Source organism: Phycisphaeraceae bacterium, from assembly GCA_019636735.1.
Taxonomy (GTDB): domain Bacteria; phylum Planctomycetota; class Phycisphaerae; order Phycisphaerales; family SM1A02; genus VGXK01.
The window spans coordinates 1-23,914 of the sequence record JAHBWY010000009.1; the positions used below are offsets into that span (position 1 = coordinate 1).

Consider the following 23,914-nt stretch of genomic DNA (forward strand, 5'->3'; position numbering starts at 1 on the left):
AGAACCTGCTGCGCAACCACCTGTCGCACTGCGCAAACAACGCCATGCACGGGGACAAGGCCCAGCAGGCCGCGATGGTGGACGAACTGGTCGCGCTGGTGGGCAAGATCGCGCGGTAAGGATGTACGGAAGCGAGGATCACCGTGAGTTGCAACTGCGGATGCCATGACGACAAGGCCCCGGCGACGGGATGGAAGCGGTTTGTGCCGCTGATCGTGGCGGCGGCGGTGGTTGGCGTACTGATCGCGGGGGCGGTGCTCAAGAAGAATGATGCGGACAAGGCCACGGCTCGCTCCACAGCCGAGCGGATGACGACGGCGACCACGCCCTGAGGTTGGCCGAGAAAGCGAAGGACGATGATGACCAACGCCCATGAACACCAGCATGGCGGCGCGGCCGCACCAACGGACCAGACCACCAAGACCACCATCGAGCGGGCCGACCTGCCCATCGAGGGAATGACCTGCGCTTCGTGCGCGAACCGGATCGAGAAGCGGCTGGGCAAGCAGCCCGGCGTCATGTCGGCCAACGTGAACTTTGCCACCAAGGTGGCGACGGTGAAGTACGACCCGGCGGCGACCGGGCCGGAGAAACTCGCCAAGGCGGTGGACGACATCGGGTACAAGGCGGTCGTGCTCCCGGTCAGACTCGGTACGGTGAATCCCGCGCACGGTCACGCGGGCCATGACCACGCGGCGATGCTGGCTGCACAGGGTGCCGGAGCACACGCCGGGCACGCGATGCGCGGCAGCGGCGGGGGCGAGGACCACTCGGCGCACATGAACGTGGGCGAGGCCGAGACGCGGCGGCTGCTGATCAAGACGACCTTCGGGGCCGTGCTGTCGCTGCCCGTGCTTGTCATCGCCATGTCGCACGGGAAGATCGAGGCGTTCAACGTGCCTTGGATCAACTGGCTTCAGTTCGCGTTGACGACGCCGGTGATGTTCTGGTGCGGCTGGCAGTTCTTCCGCTCCGCATGGAAGGGTCTGCTGCACTTCAGCGCCAACATGGACACGCTCGTGGCGATGGGCACGGGCGCGGCGTACCTCTACTCGTTCGCGGCGACGATCTGGCCCGGGTTCTTCGCGGCTGTGAGCAGTGCGGCGGGGCACACCGCACACGCCGAGGGCACGATGGGCGGCATGGTCATGGTGCCCGTGTACTACGAGGCGGCCGCGGTCATCATCGTGCTGATCCTGCTGGGAAAGTACTTCGAGGCCCGGGCCACCGGCCGGACCAGCGCGGCCATCAAGCGGCTCATCGGGATGCAGGCCAGGACCGCGCGAGTCATGCGCAACGGCACCGAGCAGGATGTGCCGATCGATTCCGTGGTCGTGGGTGATCGCGTGCTGGTGCGCCCTGGCGAGAAGATCCCCGTGGACGGCACGGTCGAGAGCGGCCAGTCCGCGGTGGACGAGTCCATGCTCACCGGCGAGAGCGTGCCGGTCGAGAAGTCGGCCGGCGACAGCGTCTTTGGTGCGACGATGAACACGACCGGCGCGCTGCGGCTGGTCGCCACCAAGGTCGGGGCCGACTCGGCACTCCAGCAGATCGTGCGGCTCGTGCAGGAGGCCCAGGGCAGCAAGGCCCCGATCGCCCGCCTGGCCGACACGATCAGCGGGGTCTTTGTTCCGATCGTCATCGTGATTGCCATCGCCGCGTTTGTCATCTGGTGGTTCATCTCGCCGGTGGAGACTCGGCTGAGCATGGCGCTGGTGACGGCTGTGTCCGTGCTGATCATCGCGTGCCCGTGCGCCCTGGGGCTGGCAACGCCGACGGCGATCATGGTGGGCACGGGGCGCGGCGCGGAGAGGGGCATCCTGATCAAGGGCGGCGAGGCGCTGGAGACTGCCCACAAGCTCACGGCCATCGTGCTCGACAAGACGGGCACCATCACGCACGGCAAGCCCGCGGTGACGGACATCATCCCGGCCCCCGCGGGTGCGGGGGGGACGCTTGATGACAGCGAGTTGCTGCGGCTGGCCGCATCAGCGGAGCAGCACAGCGAGCACCCGCTCGCCGCGGCGATCGTCCGCGAGGCGACGGCACGCGGGCTGTCACTCGCCGAGCCCGTCGGCTTCCGCGCCGTTGTCGGGCATGGCGTCGAGGCCACGGTGGACGGGCACGCGGTGCTTGTCGGCAAGGCGGCGTTGCTGGCTCAGCGCGGCATCCGGTCCGCGTTGGCGGAGAATGCCGCGGCTCTGGCGGCGATGGGGCGCACGCCGATGTACGTCGCGGTGGACGGCCGCGAGGCCGGGATCGTGGCCGTGGCCGACACGGTGCGGCCCGAATCAAAGGAGGCCATCGCCACGATGCACGCGCTCGGGCTGCGCGTGGTGATGATGACCGGCGACAACCAGCGAACGGCCGAGGCGGTCGCCTCGCAAGTCGGCGTCGATCACGTATTCGCCGACGTGTTGCCCAAGGACAAGGCGGACAAGGTCAAGGCCCTCCAAGCCGAGGGACACGTCGTGGGCATGGTCGGCGACGGCATCAACGACGCCCCGGCGCTCGCCCAGGCTGATGTAGGCCTCGCTGTCGGAACCGGCACCGACGTCGCGATGGAGTCGGCGGACATCACGCTCATGCGCGGCGATCTCCGCGCGGTCCCCCAGGCCATCGCCCTCTCGCACGCCACCATGCGGACGATCAAGCAGAACCTCTTCTGGGCATTCATCTACAACGTCGTCGGCATTCCGATCGCGGCGGGTGTGCTGTTCCCGTTCACGGGCTGGTTGCTCTCGCCGATCATCGCGAGCGCCGCGATGGCGTTCAGCAGCGTGAGCGTGGTGCTCAACAGCTTGCGTTTGTCCAGGTTGCCGCGCCCAATCTTGCCGCGGAACTCGTTGCGGACGTGATCGGCACGTCGGTGCTTCTCGGAGCCCATGTCACCCAGACCGCTGTAGTTCTTGAAGCCGTTCGAGTGTGGACCCCGGTGCGCAGGTCCACACTCCCCAGAATCACGCGTCGCCGATGGCACGGCGAGCCGTGGCTCTCCGTCAGCCGCACGCCAGATTCGTTCAAGCGGTGCTTGACTCGGCCTTAACGCTTGAAAGGCTCGGCAAACCCCTCCGGCTCCCCAACAGTCGTAGCCCGTTCCCTACCACCAGCAGGCTCGCCCCGACATCCGCGATGACGGCCATCCACATCGTCCCCAGTCCGGCGAGGGTGAGTGCGAAGAAAACCACCTTGATGCCGATGGCGAGCGTGATGTTCTGGGCCAAGATCGCGCCGGTACGGCGCGAGAGCGCGATGAACTCGGGCAGCCCGTGCAGGTCGTCCTGCATGAGGGCGACGTCGGCGGTTTCAAGGGCTGTGTCCGTGCCCGCCGCGCCCATCGCAAAGCCAATGGTCGACCTGGCCAGGGCGGGGGCGTCGTTCACCCCGTCACCGACCATGCCAACCGCGTTGCTGTGTTCGTTGAGCAGGCGTTCGATCTCAGCGAGCTTGTCCTCGGGCAGCATCCCGCCGCGGACCTCGTCGATCCCCACGGCCTTGGCGATGGCTGACGCGGTGGATTGATTGTCCCCAGAGAGCAGAAGCGTCCGCACGCCCATCGCGTGAAGGGATCGCAGAGCGTTGACGCTGCTCTCGCGAGGAGTGTCGGCCACCGCGATGATGCCGAGCACGGCGCGAGATGATGCAACGACGATGGCCGTCTTCCCCTGCACCTCGAAGTGCCCCAGCACCGCTTCGACTTCCAGCGAGCAGACCTTCCGCTCCTCGGCGAGTCGGTGGTTGCCGACAAAGTACGTTTCCCCCGCGATCGTCCCCTCGACGCCACGGCCTGTAAGCGACTTGAATCCGTTCACGTCCGCACGCGGGCCCGCCCATGCCTCGGTCAGAGCCCGCGCGACCGGGTGCTGCGAAAGCGCATCCAGACTCGCCGCGATCCGTAGCACCTCGTCCTTGCTCGCGCCGCCCATAGGCTGCACGTCCGTCACGCGAGGGCGGCCTTCGGTAATAGTGCCGGTCTTGTCGAGCGCCACCACCTTCAACTTGCGGCCGTTCTCCAAGTGGACGCCGCCCTTGATGAGGATGCCCCGCTTTGCCGCCGCCGTCAGACCGCTCACGACCGTCACCGGCGTTGAGATGACCAGGGCGCACGGGCACGCGATAACCAGCAACACCAGCGCCTTGTAGAGCCACGGGTAGAAAGGTTGACCGAACGCGAGCCACGGCACCACCGCGACCAGCACCGCGGCAACGCACACGACCGGCGTGTAGACCCGCGCGAAGTTGTCCACGAAGCGCTGCGTCGGCGCGCGGCTCCCCTGCGCCTCCTGCACCGTCCTGATGATCTTCGCGAGCGTGGTCTGGTCTTTGCCGCCCGAAGTCTTGAACTCCAGCACGCCTGTTTCGTTGATGGTCCCCGCGAAGACCTTGTCGCCGATCTTCTTGTCCACCGGCACGGATTCGCCCGTGACCGGAGCCTGGTTCACGCTCGACTCACCCGCGACCACCACGCCGTCGAGCGCGAGCCGCTCTCCGGGCTTCACCTGCACAACCGCGCCGACGGGGACCGCGCCCGCGCTTACGACCGTCCACGAGCCGTCATCCTGCTTGACGCACGCCTCGTCGGGGGCCATCGCCATCAGTCCCTTGACCGCATTGCGGGCACGATCAAGCGCCTTGGCTTCGATCAACTCAGCCAGTGCGAAGAGGAACGTGACCAGCGCGATCTCCGGCCACGCCCCGATCACCGCTCCGCCGAGGATCGCGATCGTCATCAAGAAGTTGATGTTCAGCGTGAACGTCCGCAGGGCCGTCCACCCCTTGCGGAACGTCGGGAGGCCTCCGAGCAGAATGGAGGCTACGGCAACGGCCACCACGGGCCACGAGGTCTCCTTCACTCCGGCGAAGTACATCGCTTCCGCTGACGCAGCCAGCACGCCGGAGAGGGCGAACGGCCCATGCCTTCGCCACCACGGTCGTGTACCCGTCACGTTTACGCGCAGGCCCGTCGCGCACGAACCGTCCGCGCAAGCCACATCAGCCCTGCTGCGCTGCCCGGAACTTGCAGCGGGTGCAGGGGCCATCCCGATGCCGGTCAATGCTGCGACGATGTCAGCGTCGTCCGCATTGTCATGCACCACCGTCAGTCGCCTACCAATCAGGTCGCAACGTAGGTCGACGACACCGGGCACCGACTCGAGCCGTCGCCGGATCAGCGCCTCTTCGGTAGGGCAGTCCATCGCCGGGATGTCATATGCAACTTCAGCCATGCGTCCTGGCTTGCTCGCAGCGCTCGGCGCTCAGCGGCAGCAATCGCTCCAGTAGCGGGCTTGGTCTTGGCTTCCGCTGTGGCTCCACTTGTCCATGCAGTCATGGCAGCAGAACCCGACAGTCTTGCCGTCGTAGACTGCCGTGTACGCGGTGTCCACGGGGCGACTGTCGATCGGGCATCGCGTGTTCGTGGATATGGCCGGGGCGGTGCTGTTTGTTGTTCCTGAAGTGCCGCTGTCGCAGTGCCCGTGCGAGTGGCACCCGGCGGTCATCGCAAATGGGGCGAGGGAGAGGACGAGAATAAATATGTGCACGCGCTTCATGTGAGACTCCTTGTGTTGCGAGTGATCGGAATCAGGGTCCAGTGCAACGGAGAATGGTTGACGCTTGTGTGGCTGCGGCTGGCCTGAGCGTTGAGACCGTCACCTTGCCGCTCTCCATGTAGACACCCCATGTGACTTCCAGGAGCTGCTTGGCCTGATCCGGATTACCTACTTGCCTTCCTTCGGCTTCAACGCCAGGAACTTCTCCTTGACGTCTGGGTTGCAGATCGTGCAGTGCGACTCGGGCAGGTCGTGCTCCTTGCACCAGTCGCCCTTCTTCTTGAAATCGGCGATGAGCTTCTTGTTGCACTTCGTGCAGATTGACTCGGGGATCTCGTGCTCGGCGCACCAGTCCGGCGCGTCCGCCGCGGCGGTCGTCTGCGTGTTTGTGGGCTTGGACTGAGCTGCAGGCTCCTTCTTGTCACAGGCGGTGACACACAGAAGAGCGGGGACAAGGAATGCGGAAATGATGCGGACGCGATTCATGGGAACCTCCTTTAGATTGTGGATGACACCGGAACTGGCAGCTCTGCCGACGCGACCGAGCCGTTGGACGCGGATACTTGGGAACTCGAGCGGGCTGATGCCTCCCCTTCCTCTGCTTCGACCGCTCCACGCGGCTCGAACCACTTGTAGAGCACGGGGAGGACGAAGAGTGTCAGGAGCGTGCTGCTGATGACGCCGCCGATGACCACTGTCGCGAGCGGGCGCTGGACCTCGGCGCCCATGCCGTCGGCGATGGCCATCGGGATGAACCCGAACGCGGCGACAAGCGCCGTCATGAGCACCGGGCGCAACCGGACAAGGCTGCCCGACACCACGGCATCATCGACCGCGAGGCCCGTGTGGCGAAGCTGGCGGATGAACGTGACCATGACGAGGCCGTTGAGGACGGCGACCCCCGAGAGCGCGATGAACCCGACGGCGGCGGAGATTGAGAACGGCATCCCGCGAAGCCATAGCGCCGCCACGCCGCCGGTCACGGCGAGCGGGACGGCGGTGAACACCAGCAGGGCGAGCCGCATCGATTGGAAGGAGAGGTAGAGGAGAAGGAATATGAGTAGGAGTGCGACCGGCACCACCACGAGCAGCTTCTCGCGAGCCCGCTCGAGGTTCTCAAACTGGCCGCCCCACTCCAGGCGGTAACGCCCTTCCGGGAGCTGGATCTCTTTGGCGATCGCCGCCTTGGCGTCGGTAACGAAGGACGCGACATCGCGCCCGCGAATGTTCGCCTGGATCGTGGTTCGCCGCTGACCCCACTCCCGCGTGATGGTGGATGGCCCTTCGACCACGCGGATGTGCGCGAGCTTGGCGAGGGGCACACGCTCGCCGCTCGGCGCCGAGATGAGGATGGAGCCGACGGATTCTGAGTCGCGCCGCAGGCGCTCGGGGAGTCTGACCGTCAGTGGGAATCGGAGTTGACCCTCGGCCACCTCGCCGTGCTCCTGACCGCCTAGAGACTCGACGATGTCGAGCACGCTTCTGGCCGGAATGCCGAAGCGAGCGATGGCCGCCTGATCGACTTCGACTTGCATCACCGGTTGGCCCGTCAGCTGTTCGGTGCTCACATCCTCGGCGCCATCGAGCCCGGTGATGAGATCAGCGATCTCGGTCCCTTTCTCTGTCAGAACGGCCAGGTCGTCGCCGAAGAGCTTGATCGCCACGTCAGCACGCACCCCCGAGCCCATCTCGTTCATGCGCATCTCGATCGGCTGAGTGAACGCGATGCGCTGGCCGGGCAGGTCCCGCAGTTCGTGGTTCATTACCTGGATCAGCTCCGCCTGCGTCCGAGCTTTAGTCCATTGCTCGCGCGGGTGAAGCGTCATGAACACATCGGTCAACTCCGTCCCCATCGGATCGGTGGCGATCTCGGCCGAGCCGATGCGGCTCCAGACGTGCTTCACCTCATCCGGAAATGCCTTCAGGATGGCTCGCTCCATCAGCGTGTTGTAGCGGACCGACTCGTCGAGGTCGGTGCCCGCGAGCCGCACGATGTTGGCCACCATCGAGCCTTCCGTCAGCTTGGGCACGAACTCCGAGCCCAAGCCCCGTGCGGTGATGACGGTCAGCCCCAGCAAAGCCAGCGCCGCGATGACGACGGCGGCGCGGGCCCGCATCGCCACGCGGAGCGCGGGCGCGTATACCCGCTGCGCCAAGCGAACAACCAGCGGTTCGGTCTCCCGCACTTTCCGAGGCAGGAACAGGCTGGCGAGCACCGGCATCAGCGTCAGCGAAAGCACCAGCGAGCCAACGAGCGCAAAGATGAACGTGAGCGCCATCGGACGGAACATCTTCCCTTCCACACCCTCCAGCGTCAGGATCGGGAGGAAGACGATGATGATGATCAGCTCGCCGAACATCGTGGGCTTCCGCACCTCGATGGCCGCATCGCGGATCACGTCCAGGCGGCTTCGACCGGCCTCGTTGTGCGAGAGCTTGCGGACGCAGTTCTCGATCATGATGACCGAGCTGTCCACCACGAGCCCGAAGTCGATCGCCCCCAGGCTCAGGAGGCTCCCGGCGATCCCGAAGCGGAGCATCGAGTCGAACGCGAAGAGCATCGAGAGCGGAATCGCGGCCGCGACGATGAGGCCGGCGCGGAGATTGCCGAGGAAGAGGAACAGCACGGCGATGACGAAGAGCCCGCCCTCGAACAGGTTCCCCTTCACCGTCCCGATGACCTCGTCCACGAGCTCGGTGCGGTCGTAGACCGTCTGCACCGTGACGCCCACGGGCAGCACGGGTCGAAGCTCGTCGAGCTTTGCCTTGAGGCGCGAAGTGACCTCGTGGCTGTTCTGACCCATGAGCATGAACCCAAGGCCCAGGATCGCTTCGCCCCCGCCGTCCGCCGTAACCGCGCCGCGACGGATCTCGTGACCGATCTTTACTTCTGCCACGTCACGCACTCTGATAGGGACACCGTCCCGTGCCGCGACGGGGATGTCGCCAATCTGCTCGATATTCGACACCCGTCCGAGGCCGTGCACCAGGAGCGTCCCACCACCCCGAGCAAGATTGCCGCCGCCGACATTGGCGTTGTTGGCTTCGAGAGCCTCGGTCAACTCTCCGAACGTCAGGTCATGTTTGATCAGGCGATCCGGGTCAACCTGCACCTCGTAGATCTTCTCGTAGCCGCCCCAGCTGTTCACTTCCGCCACGCCCGGAACCGCCCGGAGGGCGGGCTTGATGGACCAATCGTGGAGCGTGCGTAGTTCGGTGATGTCGTGACGGTCGCTGCGCACGACGTAGTGGAATACTTCGCCCAGTCCGGTGGCGATAGGACCCATCTGCGGCCGCGGGATGCCCGGGGGAAGCTCGACGGTCGCCAGCCGCTCCGCGACAAGTTGACGTGCAAAGTAGATGTCGGTGCCGTCCGCGAAGGTCGCGACGACCTGGGAGAATCCGAACTTCGACACCGAGCGCAGGTTCTCCAGTTTCGGCACCCCAGCGAGCGATTGCTCGACGGGGAAGCTGATTTGCCGTTCGACCTCCTCGGGTGACAATGCCGGTGCCGTGGTGTTGATCTGCACCTGAACCGGTGTCGTGTCGGGGAACGCGTCGATATCCAGTTGCCGCAGCGCGATCACCCCGAGCCCCGCGAAGAGCAGGGCGCCGACGATGACGAGGAAGCGGTTCTTCAAAGACCAGGTGATGAGCCAGTTCAGCATGTGCGTTCTCGCTTAGTCGTCGGTGCAGCCAGCCCCGAGCTTGTCGTTGTTTAGCTGGGCTACGAGCACGTAGCTGCCGCCGGTGGCGACTCGCTCTCCGGCCCTTACCCCGCTCACGATCTCCACAAAGGCCTCGTCAATGACGCCGGTGGTGACGTTTCGGGCGACGAAGACCGTGCTGTTGACGCGAACGAAGACGAGGGCGCCGGTGGTGTCCCACTGCACCGCCTCACGCGGCACGACGACTGCCCCCTCGCGACGCTCCGTGACGATCGCGGCCCGGCCGAACGAGTGGGCGAGCAGCCGCCCGTCCGGGTTGGGGAACTCGGCCCGCACATGCACGGTCCGAGTCTTCTCGTCCACCTCAGTGCTGATCCAGGTCACCTGGCCTACGACAGCGGGGGCCTGCGAGCCGTCGGGGGTGAATCGCACCTCCTGTCCGACCGCGACTCGGCTCGCGTCCGCGGGCGGAACAGCGATGTTCACCCAAGCCCGGCTGGTGTCGGCCACCGAGAACAGCGGCTTCCCGGCTTCGACCTGGACTCCGGGCACGATGGACCGCGAGATCACCACGCCGTCGAGAGGAGCGGTGACGGGTAGCAGGTTTGCGCTGGTGCGAACCGGGTCCAGTTGATCGGCAATCTCACGCGGGATGCCCAGCAATCGCACGTCGTCTGCGGTTGGCATCCCGCGGGCACCCTCGGGCGGAAGTCCGAGGCCGAGATTGACCAACGTCTGCTGCGCGTTGAACAGGCGGATCTGGGCCTCCTTGACCTCGGCCTCGGCCGCCACCAAATCGGACTGGTTGCGGAACCCGGCCGAAGTGGAACTGCGGATGCGTTCAGTAGCAGCGGCCCGCGACGCGACTTGCGCCGCAGCCTGCAGCAACTCCGCCTTTGCCGCTCCCACCGCCGCCGCATCAATGAGGGCCAGCACGTCTCCCGCCTTGACGCGGTCTCCGGCGTTCACACACACCATCGCCACGCTCCCGCCGGCCCGGGAGGACACCTCTGCGAAACGCGTGAGGTCGTACCCGACCTCGGCGTTGGCCGAGAGCGTTGCCGACGCCGGACGCACCTCCGCTGGGGCGGTCGTGATCCCAGCCTTGGCGACTGACCCGGGCGTTGCAAGTTGCACGATGCGGGGTTTGGTTTTTTCGGTTGCACCGCTTTGCCCGTCGATGGTCAGCGATGTGCCTTCCGTGTCGGGCACAGGCGTCTTCCCGCGACAGATCATGCACTGCGACTCGGGGACCCCGTGCTCCATGCACCAGTCCTCGCGGGCGGGCGCGGCGGCCGTGAGCGAGGCACGCGAAGGCAAACTCCAGTGGTAGCGGTGACCGAGATAGGCAATGGCCACCAGCACGGCGAGGGTCAGCAAGGTTGGAAGGCCGCGTAGTACGGCCTGCGTGAATCCGCGTGGAAGGGTCGTCATGGGATGTTCCTATCCGGAGTGGGTGGGGACGGGGAGGAGACCGGCTCAACCGGGGCAAATGTGGCGATGGGCTTACCGGTCGCGGCTTCGAACTCAAGCAGGGCGCGGCGATAGGCGACGAGGGTGTCGAGATAGGAGCGGCGTGCTCGGAGGGCTCGCTGCTGGGCGCTCACCCAGTCGGTCACGCTCAATTCGCGTGCTTCAAGAGCGCCCCGGAAGAGGGATTGGCTGCGTTCAAGAAGGGGAAGCAGGTGTTGCTGCTGATCGTCGATCTCCGCCCGCAGCGCCCGCACCCGCGAGAGCGCGGCCCGTGCCTCGCTCCGGAGCCGGTGGAGGTCTGCGACATACTCGGCACGAACACGGTCCCGGGCCGCGGCCTTCTCGGCGATCTCGCCCTGGTTGCGGTCAAAGAGGGGAACCTCGATGGACGCGCCAATGCCCAGGTAGTTGTCGCTCACGCCCTCGTGGCTGTACGACGGGCCGATCTTGAGTTTCGGGTATTGCTTCGAGATGGCGAGTCGAAGCTGCTCCTCGGCAATCTGGTAGTTGGCGGCCCGGGCCTGGAGGTCGAGCCGCCGGGCAAGGATCAGTTCGTCCACGCCAGCGTCCGCCACACTGTCGATCAGGGGAACGTCGACGGACTTGCCCGACTGCTCGAGAGGGAGGTTGAATGCGGGCGGTAGACCGACGGCACGGTTGAGCGCCAGGCGGGCTTGGTCGAGCTCGACCTCCGCGAGCCGGCGGTCCCTCTGGATTTCCAAGAGTTCCAACTCGGCTGTCGTGACATCCAGCTTGTTCGCCTCGCCAATGTCGCGCCTCTGGCGGACGATCTCGGCGGCGCGGGTTCGCAGCCCGGCCTCCTCATCGAGAACGGCGGTCACCTGCTCCGCGATGAGTACCTCGAACGTCGTCCGGCGGACCCCGGCCGCCACCTCATATTCGCGGGCCAGGATGTCCGCACGCGAGGCGGCGATCGTGGCGGTCGCCACGCCGACGCGGCCGTCCCGCTCTCCAGGGCGGAGCAGTTCGAAGAGGAGGTCGGTGTCGAGTTTGAACCCGGAGTTCCCGAGAATTCCTGCCCCGAATCCAACGCCAAACTCGGGGTTCGGCAGCGTCTTAGCTCCGATGAGGAGCGCTTCGGTCTCGCCAAGGGCGGCCCTGGCCGCCAGAAGGTCGGGGTTCATCGATACCGCGAGCGCCATCAACTCTTGGTCGCTCAGGCCATCGGAAGCATCGAAACGCGAATCGCGGGGCGGCGAATCGGTCGCGGGCGTCGTGCGGACGAATCGATCGAGCGGCAGCGTCCGCGCATTGAGTGCAGCCAGCTCGGCGCTCGGATCAAGGGGCCGCGGGGTGTAGCTGACGCAACCGGGGAGCAGCGCGCACGCCGATAGGCAAAGGACAATTGGTTTGTGCAAGGGCTATCTCGCTCTAGGTTCATGGCGAACGCGCCCCGCGAAGACGGGGGCGCACGGCGATCGTGCCGCGTGATGGGGAGATCCATCGCGCGGGGCGCGCCATGCCTAGATGCGAAGAACGATGGTGGCGAGATGGAGTCGCGGCGGCGCGTGCCCGTGCGGCAAGAACGCCGTCACGGATGGCCCCGACTCAAACACCGGCAGAGTCAGAATCGGAAGAACGATGAACGGAACCGGGAAAGCCACCGCCAGCGATTGAGCGGTGTCCGCGCCTTTGCTGTTTGTGGCCACATCCGTCAGGTCCGGGACATCGACGCAGCTGCACGCCGGGGCTCCGGCGACTGGGCATCCATCACCCGACGAAGCGTCGGACTGACATTGGCGGCACCCGGAATCGGACTGGCAGGTTTTGGCCTCGTCTTGGTCGCAGCACCGGAAGGCCGACAACTCGGTGCTGACCCGGCCATCGGCGTCGGTGCAGCGAAGCCGTGGTCCAAACACTCCCGAAGACAGGAGTTGCAGCACCACGAGGAGGGGGACGAGGATGGGTAGGTAGCGCCGCACGTTCCCGATAGGGTATCACCCATTCCGCCGGGTAGCCAGAGACATGCCCGGCTCAGCGCTACTGCCCCGAGCGCCGCAAGCATCGAGACCGAAGGCCAGGCTGACGTCATTGCCAGCGAGGAAGGCGGTGTGAACGCTGGCGAGGCTGCAGCCATCGAGTCTCCCCGCTGCCCACGCTTTTCGCCCTCCGGCGGCGTCCGCCGCAGGCCGTTCCGAACTCCGGAACGGTAAGCCCGTTGCCGCAACCCCGCTGTAAACCCGAAGGCGGTACTCTCTCTCGCCGCCGAGAGTTTGGCGCAAAGACCCCAAGGATGCATCTCGCTTCGGATATGGCGGCTACCGAACGCGGCGAACCAGAGAGCGCGAGCCGAGAGCGGCGATGGACAGACACATCGGCGTTCGTCGCGGGGAACGCGCGCTTGGGCGCAACCGAGCGAAGCCCCCGAGCTGTAAACGAACAGGGCCGCGTCTTTTGGACGCGGCCCTTGAAGCTCCCCGAGAGTAACCCTCTTCGGAACGTTGGGCAAGGCCGGAAGGGCCTTGGCGGGGTCCGGAAGGCCCTCTCGGATGGGTGGGGCGGGTTGACGGCGGTTTCTCGATCCGTTCCGGCTGTTGGGACGGTCATGGGCTGCCTCTTCCTGTTACCCGACCTCTACCCACGCAATCAGATCAGCGGAGTGGCCGCCCGACGGCCCAGCGAGGCCCCGGTGGCCGAGCTCCCTCTGGAGCGCGGGCTCGATGGCCTCTTCGAACAGCCGCCTGCGATCCTGTGCGTTCAGCCTCGAATCGGCTCGGCCGCCGGTGAACGCGTCGGGGTAGCGCTTCTCTAACGCAGGAACTCGTTGCCCGACGGAGTCGACGGCGATGGGGATGACGTGGGTCGTCGAGGACGCGGCGTTGCCGAACGACTCCACCGACCACACGGTCAGCACGCCGTGCGGCGCGCCTGAGGAACCGGCCGTCGCCACGCCGAGCTGTTCGGCCGGCTGTGCGTGCCACCTTCGGAGTAGTCTCGACATGAGCGGGTGGTCCAGGCCCATCAACTGGAGTCGTTCGTCCGCCTGTGCCTTGTCGCGGTCCAGCGTGAACGTGGTCGCATCGTCGCCATCGGACGACTCGATGCGGAAGCAGCCATCGTTTAGCGGCACCAATGCGCCACCATCCGCCTCGATCGATGACCGGAGGAAAGCCATGATGCGAGCCTTCCCCGCGTCGATGTCGGCAAGAGGCTGGTAGTCATCGAGGCTGAACCGGTCGAGATCCTGAAACAGTTCAAACACGACCTTCCTCGCCTCGTTGGCGTTCGAGACTGCCGCCTCCAGCTCCTGTCTTGTTCGCTTCAGCTCGGGGTCGGACAGCGCATCGCGGTACAACGTGTCATAGCTCAGACGGTCGGAGAGCTGGCCGAGAATCTGCGCCTTCAGGTCTTCCGTCACGTTGCCGTGCTCATCGATTTTGCCGAGCGCTTTGGCGATCTCGAGCAACTTGTCCGTCAACAGCAAGAAGATCTTCCCTTCGATGGTGTCGGATAGCACGAGGTTGTAGACCTGCGCGGTGTGCATCTGCCCGTATCGATGGATTCGCCCGATCCTCTGCTCCACGTCCATCGGGTTCCAAGGCAGGTCGAAGTTGAAGAGCACGCGCGCGAACTGGAGATTGATCCCCTCACGACCAGCTGCCGTGCACACCAGCACGCGTGGTCCATCGGGCCGCCGAAACCGCTTCTCTGCGGCGAGCTTCGCACCGTGATCGCCGCCTCGGAGAACGACGACACCCTGCCCCGGGTAGGCCGCGTCGATCTCCCGCGACAGCAGGTCGACGGTGGCCAGGTAGGTCGCGAAGATCACGACTTTCTCGCGGCTGTTCTGCTCCCAGAGAGCGCCCAGGCCACGAAGCAACTTCTCTACCTTCGTCTCACGCCCGTTCGGGTAGGAGGCGAGAAGCTCCGCGATTCGCATCCGCTCCTCGGGCAGGGAGAGCGACACGCACACCGCCGCGAGCTCCTCGCCCTCGGCGGTCGTCGCTTCACCACTCTCCGACGAGGCCGCCAATGCGAGCTGGTCCTCATCAAGCTTGCGAATGAGTCGCAGCTTGAGATCCGCGAGAATGCGGTCCACTTCGCCCCTTCCCGCCGCGTCGTGCGGATGCCCCGTCTCCTGGTGGATCAGCCGTCGCGCCTCCTCGATGAGTCGAGTGTGGCCGTCAATGTCGAGCGCCTGGTCCTTGAGGATCGCCTCGTGAATCGTCAGCATGAGCTGCCGTCGGCGCAACGTGCTCCGCACGGCTGCGAAGCTCGACGCGGCGATCTTCTGAAAGATCGTCATGACGAATCCGAGCGCGCGCCCTTGATTGCCCTGCTGCTTGGCGAGGTCAAAGCCGTCCTGGAGGTACTCGCGGAGCTTTGTGTAGAACACCCGCTCGCCCTCAGACATGGTGAACGATTCGGTGTGTACCCAGCGGCGCGCGAACAGGGGTGATCCGTCAGGCGTGCACGCATCCGCCTTCGTGCGGCGAAACACGACGCTGTTGAGACGGTGCCGTTCTTCCACCATCTCATCCGAGTCAGCGAACAGCGTTGGATTGAGCAGTTGGATCAGCATCCAGAATCGGAAGTGGTCACCTTGGTGAGGCGTCGCTGAAAGCAGCAACAGGTCGCGGGCATGGTCTCGCATCGCCTCGGCGAGCTTGTAGTTCTCTGTCTTACGAATCTTCCCGCCGCTCTTGTACGCAGACAGATGGTGCGCCTCATCGAAGACCACAAGGTCCCACTTCGGCGCATCGAGGATGCGGCGCACGCGGCTTCGGCGCTTCAGTGTGTCCACGCTCGCGATGAGCCGATCATGCTTGGCGAACGCATTTGACTTGCGGTCCGTCACATCGCCGGAGCTTCCGAAGACCTCGAAGTTCAGGTTGAAGACCTCATTCAACTCGCGGTGCCAGTTGTTTACGAGGCCGGCGGGAACGATCATCAGCGCTCGGTTCAGCTCGCCCCGGCTGGCCAGCTCTCGAAGAATCAGCGCTGTCTCGATCGTTTTCCCCAGGCCCACCTCGTCGGCGATCAGATAGCGTCGCGGCGAAGCCGTCGCGATTCGGTGCGTCAGCACAACCTGATGCGGCAGCAGGTCGATGCGTGCTGCCGTCAGGGCTGCAGCGTTCTCCATCAGCGGCAACGCGTGCGATTCGACATGAAGCCAAGCACGACGCAACCGATCGTCACCGCTTGAGACATTCTCCAGAACCCGATCGATTCGGCTGCGCGCCGGCGCGATGGCTGCCGCGTTCACACGCCGCTCACCAGAAGGGAAGAAGACGCGGAGATAGCCGTCCGACCCGGTGCCGACAACAACGCCCTCGCCGAAGTCGGCGTGCGCCACTCGTTCGCCCGGCTTGAACATCACCTCCGCCATCAACTGATCCTCGGGTGATAGAGGCCGACCCAATGCTTGCCGTCGTAGTCCGCATGGGAGTCCTGCGCGCTCATGATCCGCTCAATCTCGTTCTCGGCACCCGACCACAGCAGGCGTCCGATGTGCAAGCCGTTTCCCCCCGAACCGCGATGCTTGTAGTGGTACTCCTCGCTCGCACCTCGCATCGAGATGCGCGTGCGCCCGGATGGCAACCAGAGGATCAGTCCTGCGCTGCCTTCGTAGTGGGTCTGGAAGGACATGATTGCCCGCCGCAGGTCTTCGACAAGCCATCGTTCGGCATCCGGACCATCCAGCACATCCAGACATCCTTCGACACCGGCCACCACGATGGCGTCACCACCAGCGGCTGGAAGTTCGTCCGGCCAGGCATCGACCATCGCGAACATCTGCCGGATCGATACCACATCCAACGGGTCGACGATCTCTGCCAGCACTTCGACACCCCACAGGAGCGAGAAGCCACGACGCGACCACCCTTGATTGAATCGCGTGCGCACCATCAGTCCTCCTCCCCAAGGTGATCGAAGAGTGTGAGCTCCTTCGCCTTCGGCTGGTTCCGCGCTTCCCACGCCTTGTAGAGCTGAGATGCGATCGTCGCGGCATTGCGGGTCGGTGAGTCAGCGCCATGGGTCTTGAACCACGTGAGCAACGAGCCGAGCGCCGGGTGCGGCCGAAAGTTCGGGTTGCTGAGCGTCTCGCTGGCGTTGATGCCGCTGCTCTCGAAGCAGGCGCCGATGAAGAACATGGCTTGGTCGTAGTCGCTGGTCATCCCGCGGCGCTGCCTGCCGACCCACTGCTGAGCCAGTTCAAGCGGCGGGACGAGGTGGAAGACCCTCTTCCGCTCCGTGACCCACCCCCGACTCTCGAAATCGGATGGGGCGCTGCCTGTGCCGCGGAGAAACTTCTGCATCTGATCGCGGGGCAATTCCGCAACTCCGTCGAAGAGCCGCAGCAGCATCCGCGTGAACGGCTCGGCGTTGTGCGGCGGCGGCTCCTTGATCCCGCCTGCTTCCTCGTCGAGGAGCTGGTTGATGCCGAGCAGCGCCTCGAGGACCGTCATCGGAGTGTCAGGTCCCTTGAAGACCTTGCCGTAGTGGCGAGAGAAGTACTCCAGCGCCTTTCCGCGTCGGATCACCTGCAAGTCGGCCTCGGGTAGACCTTCCTCTTGGTGATGCTCCAAGAGCTCCTGAAGTGCACGGACGTCCTGCAGAATCTGGCGACGTAGCTTCGCCCACGAGATCGGGTTGGGCTCGCCTTGTCTCTTCCGGCAGACGTGAATGATGTCATATTCCACCTTCTTCGAGCCAAAGCCGCCGGCACCCTCTCCTTTGGTTTCGTCACCTCGGATGGGGAAAACCACCGTAAGGTAGAAGCCAGCATCGAAGAGGCTCTCGAGTACGTCGACCCAAGGCGCATCCTCGCTGTGGTGAAACGTGAAGGCGAGCAACCCGCCCGGCTTTAAGACACGGTGGGCCTCGCGCCAACAATCAGCAAGAATGCGACGGTAGAACGCATCAGGATCATCCGGGTGACGCGCTCGATTCGAGACCGCTTCGAGAGCTTTGGGCGTCGCGTCATCGCGAAACGTTGAGTAGCGATCTTTCAGATACAGCCGAAGCCAAACATAGAAGAAGTCGGAGAGCTCCGCGTACTGCTCCAGGCCCGCGAACGGCGGATCGGTGATCACGAGATCAAGATCCCCGTCTGGGAGATAGGCCAAGTCGGTAGCAGAGGCCACACGTACTTTCGCATCGTTCCCCACCGCGTCCAGCGGGGACACCTTCTCGCTACCCCCGCTCGTATGGAAGCGCACCACGGCATCAGACTCGGCTAGCCGTGCGTTGCTTACCAGCTCCCATGGGCTCTTCGTCCAGTCGATTACCTCAAGAGCAAGCGCTGAGGCGGTGCGCCAATTCCCCCGGCCGAGATCAGGGTAGACGCAGTTCTCGACTGGCGTAGCCTTGGGATGAAAGTGGCCATCGGAGTAGAAGGGGACTAACTTGTCATACCCGCGATCCCAGATACACATCATGTTCTGGTTACGCAAGTATTGCTGAAATGATGCGAGCACATACTCACGCGTGGCATCGTCATAGTTGCCACACGTCACGATGGACTTCAGCAGAAGGGCATTGACTACAAGTTGCCGTTCGTTGAAAAGGTAATGCCAGAATCGCAGGTTATGGCCTTCTACATCGTGCGGCCCGATCTCAGCGCCAGCTTCAATTCGTGCAAGCGGCCAGAATGGCTGGAGATCGCTGCGTCGACGGCCTGCCCACTCGCGTACCGCTGCATCGAAGGGCGCACTGTTCATAGCGGGCGCGAAGAATCGTCCCCCATAGGCGACGTCATCACTCTTGCATCGCGGGCAAACGCCGTGCATCGCGTAGGCGGCGAAGGGGGCAGGTACGCCTGTTGCCTTTACAGACTCCTGTAGGTCCTGATTGAACCCACAGGTCGCCGCTTGGCACGTGAATCCTCCGCGCCCCTGGGTCGTTCCTCCCGCAGCGCCAGTGCTAATCGTCTCGCCGTTAACCAGTGTGATCTCGGCGGTAAGCGTACCGCGGACCTCAACGAGCCTGCATGCGGCAGCTCGTGCTTGGTTCCAGCGAATCGTCGCCTCCACGGGATCGTCGGCGCTTCCGCCGTAGGCGTTCCCCATCCCGTCGGTTGATGATTCGCCCTTTAGCCAATCAGGATGAACGAGCAGTGACAGCTCAACGGTCTTCTTACTCGGCTTCGGTAACTTGCCGATGCGATCCTCATTGTCGCAGTGCGGACACACGGCGAACTCGGGTTTGCCCGCGACGTTCAGGTGAGCGATGGCGTACGGCCGCTCGGTGGCAGCGACGACGAGTTCAACCCCGGGCGCCATTCGCGCTTCGCGCTCTTCAAGGTCGTACGTCTTTCTGCAGTGCTTGCAGGTGCATTCCCATGCCTTGATGGCGATGGACTTCACCGCCATGACGGGACTGGACATGAGCGGGGTGCGATGTCCGCAGCCGGTGACCTGGCACGGGCCGTGCTTGGCCCAAAACGTATAGATGACCTCGGGGCCATCGTAGCGGTAGTCCTTGCGCTCCTCGGGCGTGAGGGCGAGCGGGTCGAAGTCGCTGCCCATGACGGTGTTGGTGCTGATCTGCGTCCACTTGCCCCTGTGCCCGCGCGGGCAATCGCACGCATAGAACGGCATGATCTGCGGCTTGACCTCGGCCTCGATGTCGGCCAGCAGCCTCTCGACCTCAGCCTTGTCCACCTGGGCGAGTTCGTTCTTCACGACGAACCATGCGACCGGGTTCAGGTCGTTGCCATACATCTGCATGCCGAGGCGCGAGCCCTCGACGACGGTCGTGCCGCCGCCCATGAAGATGTCAGCGACCTTCAGGTGCTTGAACGTGCCCTTCATCTGGTGGTTGCCGTAATACACATCCCACACGAGCTTCGCCGCCTCAGCGGGATCGTCCGGCGCCTTGATTGCGGCGGCGAGCAGCATGGAGCGGAAGACGCTGCTGCGGCGGCGCGCCCACCACTTGGACATCTGGTAGATCGGCTTCCCCGCGTTGCCCTCGATGGCGGCGATCTGGTTGATCGGGATGATCGGGAAGTCCACCTCCAGGCAGGTGAGGGGCCGGTGCGGATCGGAGAAGTCGACCGTCTCAAGATCCCACGCCTTGCCTGCGTTGACCGCCTTGGCGACTTCGCGTGCGACCCATTCGGGCTTGGTGAGCCCCTCGTCCTTCCAAGGCTGCGAGTTCTTCGTGGTCGTCGCCATTCTCAAGCCCCACCTTTCTTGCTGAGCTCGATGAAGGGAACCGCGACCTCGAGGACCGACAGCCCGCCGTGCGTGAGCGTGGGATAGCCGCCTGCGCTCTTCCATTTGCGACGGCCGTTGACGAAGAGATAGGAACCGTGCCGCGTGTCGAGATGAAGATCGATCGGTGGCACCCATGCGGCACGCGGATCGGTGGAGCTGGTGCACCGCCCGCTCTTGTAGGTGCGCTTCAGGTAGTCGGCGTGATCAGCGCCCGCGTCTGGAAACAGCTCGCTGGCGGCGTACCCATGGTCGGAAGTGACAATGAGGCGTCGTCCCTCGGCGAGGCGGCCGACGAGCGCCCAGAACGCATCGCCTTCGAGATACTCTGCCGACTTGGCGATCAGGGGACGAAGGCCTTCCCCGGCATCTGCGAAGTCGTGAACGTCTTTGTCCGGCCACTCGTGCCAGAAGACCCAGTCGGGCTCTGAACCGACGAACGCAGCGCAGTCTTCCCAGGCGATGTTGGTGCACTCCGTACGCGCACCGGGCAGACGATGCGCGGCTCCCGCACCGTTGGCGCTGAGCGATGATCGTTGCGCAAAGCCCAACGCTCTGGCGAAGGGCGTTGTGTCGGCAGGTAGTTCGGCGCCGGTCGCGCGGGCGCTGTGAACCGTGAACCCGCGGGCTGTGGCACCAGCGAGGATCCACGGCACCTCGCGCAGCGAGAGCGCATCAAGGACGAGCACCGCACGCCCGCTGCTCCGCGAGCCCCACCAATTGGCGAGAGCGTCGCTGGTGTGTGGCACCCCGTCCTCGTAGTGATCCCACAGGTCCCAGCCCGCGGTGGCGAGAAACAGATCAAGGTCCGCCACCTCTCGATCACGGCGCACAACGTCAGATTCCGGCTTCGAGTTCCCGAAAGGCGCCGAGCAGATCTCCCAGGCGTGCGCCAAGATGGCTGACCAAGCGTCAGCGGGCATCGCGCCTTGCAGGCGTTGCAGCAGGTCACACGCGAGCGTCATTCGGCCTGCTCCTTCTCCAAGCCGAGCTCGTAGGTCATGCCGTCGGGGAGCTTCTTGATCAACTCCTGCAGCTGCGCGCCTGTGAGCTTGTGAACTTTCAGGCGCAGATCATGAATCTGCGTTCCAGCCTTGATGCCCTGCGACTCGATTCGGCCAAGCAGGTTGAGCGAGGAGGTCGCCGGGATGTTGACGGGGACTCGAACGAACGTCCCTCCACCGAAGATGCCACCGATTCCGGTCGGCCCGTTGCCAACTGGTGCCTCACCGGTCGAAGTTCCCCCAGCGCCGCCCGCACCGCCGCTCGTGCCACTGCCTCCTACGCCTCCGCCACCGACTCCTGTCGTACCGCTGGCATTGCCTTGACCGGCGACGCCGCTTGTGCCCGGGACGTTCTGCGGCAGCAGAACGTAGGTTTCATCGAGGTGCTTTCCACTTCCGAGCTTGCCGCGCATTCGTCGCCACGCAGCATCTTCGGCTTCGCCATCGTGTACCTGCAAGTACTCCATCCCGCGCAGGTTGATGGCGATGAGACCCTTCGCGCAGAGCCGGATGATTCGCTCCTTCACGAGCGTCTCACCAAGCCAAGGAATGCAATCCTGCCCGGCGGGCCGCGGCTCCTTCAACTCCTTGATCAGCTTGCCGACCGGTTCGTTGTTTGACGCGGCGGCGAGTACCAGCGCTTCGAAGTCCTCAGGGATAAATAGATTCTCGCAGACGAGCTTCTCGATAGCTTCGGGAATGCCGGTGCCGCTCGAACGATGTGATTCCACGTGAAATCGGCAGTTCTCCGGTTGCTGAAAGTTCCAGTTCGCGAGGATCGCAAAGCGATCGAATCGCGACTTCAGGATCTCGCGCAGCTCCTTCTGATACTTGGACTGCAACCGGCCGTACTCGGGGTTCTGGGCCTTCCACTGCTCCGACAGGAACACGCAGCGAGCAAGGACGATGAGATCGCGGTCGACGAAGATATTCGTGCTGCCCTCGATTGAGAGCAGGAACCGAACAGCATTCCTGTTCTTCTGGAGGTAGTCTCGAAGCCAGCGTCCGAGCGCTGATTCGATCTTCGGCGGCGACTCGGGGAGAACCAGAATCGGTATGCGATCGTCCCACTGGCCGGGCTGGTCCGCTTCCTCGATCGATGCCCAAGGCTCGCGCGACCACGACTGCGGCAGCACGATGACGCGGAAGCGCGTCGCGGTGTCAGCTGCGCCGCCAATCACGTAGCGTGTCTCGCGAGCAAGGTGCGCGAGATCCTGCGCATCCTGGAACAGCTTGTCGTTCCGAGCGCTGGCGATCAGCTTCGCCTGAGGATTCTCCTCCTCCTTGAAGATGTAGCGATTGCCGTCCTCGTGGATGTTGAAACTGTTCTCGACGATCGTCGACAGCTCAACTTGGAACGCGTTGTCGTCCACGGGCCTGTCTCGCGTCACATCGACGTGCAACGTGGCCCGATCCGCGCCGGCCTGGTTGATGTCCGCGAGTGATCGCAGCCAAAGCGCGCCAATGATCGCTTCGAGCCGCGGTAGCCGCTTGGCGACATCCGGGACCGCGTCGCGCACAGCTTCCAGATTGCGAAGGGCCTTCTCTCGCAGCTTCGCGTGGTGCTGGTTGGCGACCGAGTCCAGCAAGGCGGCGATGCCGCTCGTGTCGTCGTCGAGGCGAAAGTCAGCCGCCGTGATGATGGATGCCTGATTCCCGCACTGCTTGAAGAGGTCGGCAAGCACACGGATCAGATCCCGGGTGCCCTGTGCGCTTGTTGCGATCAGCACCTGATCTTCCAAGAGTTGCATCAGGTGCGTCGCGAACGGCCATGTCTCGACGAAGTCGGCGCGAACACGATCCTGCTCGGCGGGCGGGGTGCTCTTGAGCCGGATGTACTCCTGAACGTGCGGACCAATGAGCGCGTCGATCTGCGCACGCGAGACCTGCAGGCGATTCTCAAAGAGGCGATGGAGGAGCAGGCGCGACCTGTCTTGCTTGGCAGATGGACCCTTGAAGTCGACGATCACCGGATTGACGCGCTGAATCTGCTGGAACGCATCCGTCGTGCCGTTCCGAACGGACGCAACGAGCACAAGCCGTTCGGGATGCTCCTTCGCGATCTCGGTCAGGATCTGAATGAAATTGAACGCCCATGTGCGCCAGGGGTACTGCTTCGTGTTCGTGAGGCCGTCGAACCACGTCTGGAACTCATCCAGTATGAGCGCAGTGGGCGTGTGCTCGAGCATCTCCAGGATGATCGTGTCACTGGGTACATCGGTCTTCTTGTCGCCCTGAGCCTCCCACTTTCCGCGGCAGTACGCGCCATGGGGGTGATTGTCGAAAAGGACATCCCACAGGTACTTGTAGTGCTGCTGGTGCAGACTCTCGCTGATGACGTGCATTCCAGCTCGAAGGGGAAGGTTGCCGAGCTTCGGATTCTCAAGCGTCGTCGCCCAGTGATCGAGCCAGCTCTTCGCGGATGGATGATCGGTCAAGCAGTGAAAGAGCACCGCCATGAGATGAGACTTACCGAGACCTCGCTCACCCTTTAGGACGATGGGGCGGCCTTGGTCTGGACCTGCAGCCTCCAGCATCCTGAGCACATCAGTGCTGGGGTATGTGATCTTCAAGAACTCTCCAGCGGCCACTTGGGTCGCGCCGGTGTTGTTCTTGTTCGTAAGCTCGATGGCCGTACCCTTGAGGCGGCGGCCTTTGAACTCGTCTCGTAGCGTCAGTCCCAGCATCGAGTCTCCTCTGCATCGGAGCCGCTGACTTCAGCGCCTCATCTGCTCCTTGTGCGGCGTGTTGCCCAGCCAACGATCGATCACTTCGCGGTGGAACCGCCAATGCCTCCCCACCTTGTGGCCGGGGATCGTGCCCTCCTGCGCCAGCTTGTAGAGCGTCCGCTTCGGGAGCTTCAGGTAGATCGCCAGCTCGTCGATCGTGAAGACCGCGTCGGTCGGGACGGCAGCCCGGCCCGCCTGGGCGGGCTTGGCTTTTCGGGGGACTGGCTGAGGGCGGGTCGCGGCCATGCGGGCATGAAAGACCATCTGGCAGTTGCTGTCAACTGCTCGCGATCTCGGCCGGTGACAGGA

The 23,914-nt window shown here is 64.4% G+C and carries 13 protein-coding genes; 2 read left to right on the forward strand and 11 right to left on the reverse strand.

What is annotated here, in order from left to right; all coding sequences use genetic code 11:
* Window positions 1-143 precede the first annotated feature (143 nt).
* Together KF724_12005 and KF724_12010 are read left to right on the forward strand one after the other, a co-directional pair.
* On the forward strand, window positions 144-332 hold the full coding sequence (locus tag KF724_12005; protein MBX3356409.1) for a hypothetical protein: 189 nt from the start codon (window positions 144-146) through the stop codon (window positions 330-332).
* Window positions 333-359: 27 nt separating this feature from the next.
* Window positions 360-2,858 (forward strand): copper-translocating P-type ATPase, encoded by a 2,499-nt coding sequence (locus KF724_12010; GenBank protein MBX3356410.1) that lies wholly within the window; start codon window positions 360-362, stop codon window positions 2,856-2,858.
* Window positions 2,859-3,020: 162 nt separating this feature from the next.
* Here the strand turns inward: KF724_12010 and KF724_12015 are convergent, their stop codons facing one another.
* The 11 genes from KF724_12015 to KF724_12065 form a co-directional block, all read right to left on the reverse strand.
* Window positions 3,021-5,225 carry a heavy metal translocating P-type ATPase gene (locus tag KF724_12015; GenBank protein MBX3356411.1) on the reverse strand — a complete coding sequence of 735 codons (2,205 nt, stop codon included), beginning with the start codon at window positions 5,223-5,225 and terminating at the stop codon, window positions 3,021-3,023.
* 492 nt (window positions 5,226-5,717) lie between these two features.
* Window positions 5,718-6,035 carry a hypothetical protein gene (locus KF724_12020; GenBank protein MBX3356412.1) on the reverse strand — a complete coding sequence of 106 codons (318 nt, stop codon included), beginning with the start codon at window positions 6,033-6,035 and terminating at the stop codon, window positions 5,718-5,720.
* An 11-nt stretch (window positions 6,036-6,046) separates the two neighbouring features.
* On the reverse strand, window positions 6,047-9,217 hold the full coding sequence (locus tag KF724_12025; GenBank protein ID MBX3356413.1) for an efflux RND transporter permease subunit: 3,171 nt from the start codon (window positions 9,215-9,217) through the stop codon (window positions 6,047-6,049).
* A 12-nt stretch (window positions 9,218-9,229) separates the two neighbouring features.
* Window positions 9,230-10,651, reverse strand: a complete 1,422-nt coding sequence (locus KF724_12030; GenBank protein MBX3356414.1) for an efflux RND transporter periplasmic adaptor subunit — start codon at window positions 10,649-10,651, stop codon at window positions 9,230-9,232.
* Window positions 10,648-12,069 carry a TolC family protein gene (locus KF724_12035; GenBank protein MBX3356415.1) on the reverse strand — a complete coding sequence of 474 codons (1,422 nt, stop codon included), beginning with the start codon at window positions 12,067-12,069 and terminating at the stop codon, window positions 10,648-10,650. The genes KF724_12030 and KF724_12035 overlap by 4 nt, the downstream gene beginning before the upstream one ends.
* Before the next feature lie 1,205 nt (window positions 12,070-13,274).
* Complete coding sequence (locus KF724_12040; GenBank protein MBX3356416.1) at window positions 13,275-16,040, reverse strand: DEAD/DEAH box helicase family protein; 2,766 nt, start codon at window positions 16,038-16,040, stop codon at window positions 13,275-13,277.
* The gene (locus KF724_12045; GenBank protein MBX3356417.1) at window positions 16,040-16,561 is read right to left on the reverse strand and encodes a hypothetical protein; all 522 of its coding nucleotides are present in this window, start codon (window positions 16,559-16,561) and stop codon (window positions 16,040-16,042) included. The genes KF724_12040 and KF724_12045 overlap by 1 nt, the downstream gene beginning before the upstream one ends.
* Window positions 16,561-19,833, reverse strand: coding sequence for a hypothetical protein (locus tag KF724_12050; protein ID MBX3356418.1), 3,273 nt, complete (start codon window positions 19,831-19,833; stop codon window positions 16,561-16,563). The genes KF724_12045 and KF724_12050 overlap by 1 nt, the downstream gene beginning before the upstream one ends.
* A gap of 2 nt (window positions 19,834-19,835) precedes the next feature.
* Window positions 19,836-20,837: a hypothetical protein gene (locus tag KF724_12055; GenBank protein MBX3356419.1), complete on the reverse strand. Its 1,002-nt coding sequence runs from the start codon at window positions 20,835-20,837 to the stop codon at window positions 19,836-19,838.
* A complete protein-coding gene (locus KF724_12060; GenBank protein ID MBX3356420.1) occupies window positions 20,834-23,563 on the reverse strand; it encodes a hypothetical protein in 2,730 nt (909 codons plus the stop codon). The genes KF724_12055 and KF724_12060 overlap by 4 nt, the downstream gene beginning before the upstream one ends.
* 30 nt (window positions 23,564-23,593) lie before the next feature.
* Window positions 23,594-23,851: a helix-turn-helix domain-containing protein gene (locus KF724_12065; protein MBX3356421.1), complete on the reverse strand. Its 258-nt coding sequence runs from the start codon at window positions 23,849-23,851 to the stop codon at window positions 23,594-23,596.
* Window positions 23,852-23,914 lie beyond the last annotated feature (63 nt).

Excerpts from the sequence above, each read along its gene's own strand:
- KF724_12010 (MBX3356410.1), top strand. The coding sequence starts at position 360 with ATGACCAACGCCCATGAACACCAGCATGGCGGCGCGGCCGCACCAACG.
- KF724_12015 (MBX3356411.1), bottom strand. The coding sequence starts at position 5,225 with ATGGCTGAAGTTGCATATGACATCCCGGCGATGGACTGCCCTACCGAA.
- KF724_12020 (MBX3356412.1), bottom strand. The coding sequence starts at position 6,035 with ATGAATCGCGTCCGCATCATTTCCGCATTCCTTGTCCCCGCTCTTCTG.
- KF724_12025 (MBX3356413.1), bottom strand. The coding sequence starts at position 9,217 with ATGCTGAACTGGCTCATCACCTGGTCTTTGAAGAACCGCTTCCTCGTC.
- KF724_12030 (MBX3356414.1), bottom strand. The coding sequence starts at position 10,651 with ATGACGACCCTTCCACGCGGATTCACGCAGGCCGTACTACGCGGCCTT.
- KF724_12040 (MBX3356416.1), bottom strand. The coding sequence starts at position 16,040 with ATGGCGGAGGTGATGTTCAAGCCGGGCGAACGAGTGGCGCACGCCGAC.
- KF724_12045 (MBX3356417.1), bottom strand. The coding sequence starts at position 16,561 with ATGGTGCGCACGCGATTCAATCAAGGGTGGTCGCGTCGTGGCTTCTCG.
- KF724_12050 (MBX3356418.1), bottom strand. The coding sequence starts at position 19,833 with ATGGCGACGACCACGAAGAACTCGCAGCCTTGGAAGGACGAGGGGCTC.
- KF724_12055 (MBX3356419.1), bottom strand. The coding sequence starts at position 20,837 with ATGACGCTCGCGTGTGACCTGCTGCAACGCCTGCAAGGCGCGATGCCC.
- KF724_12060 (MBX3356420.1), bottom strand. The coding sequence starts at position 23,563 with ATGCTGGGACTGACGCTACGAGACGAGTTCAAAGGCCGCCGCCTCAAG.
- KF724_12065 (MBX3356421.1), bottom strand. The coding sequence starts at position 23,851 with ATGGCCGCGACCCGCCCTCAGCCAGTCCCCCGAAAAGCCAAGCCCGCC.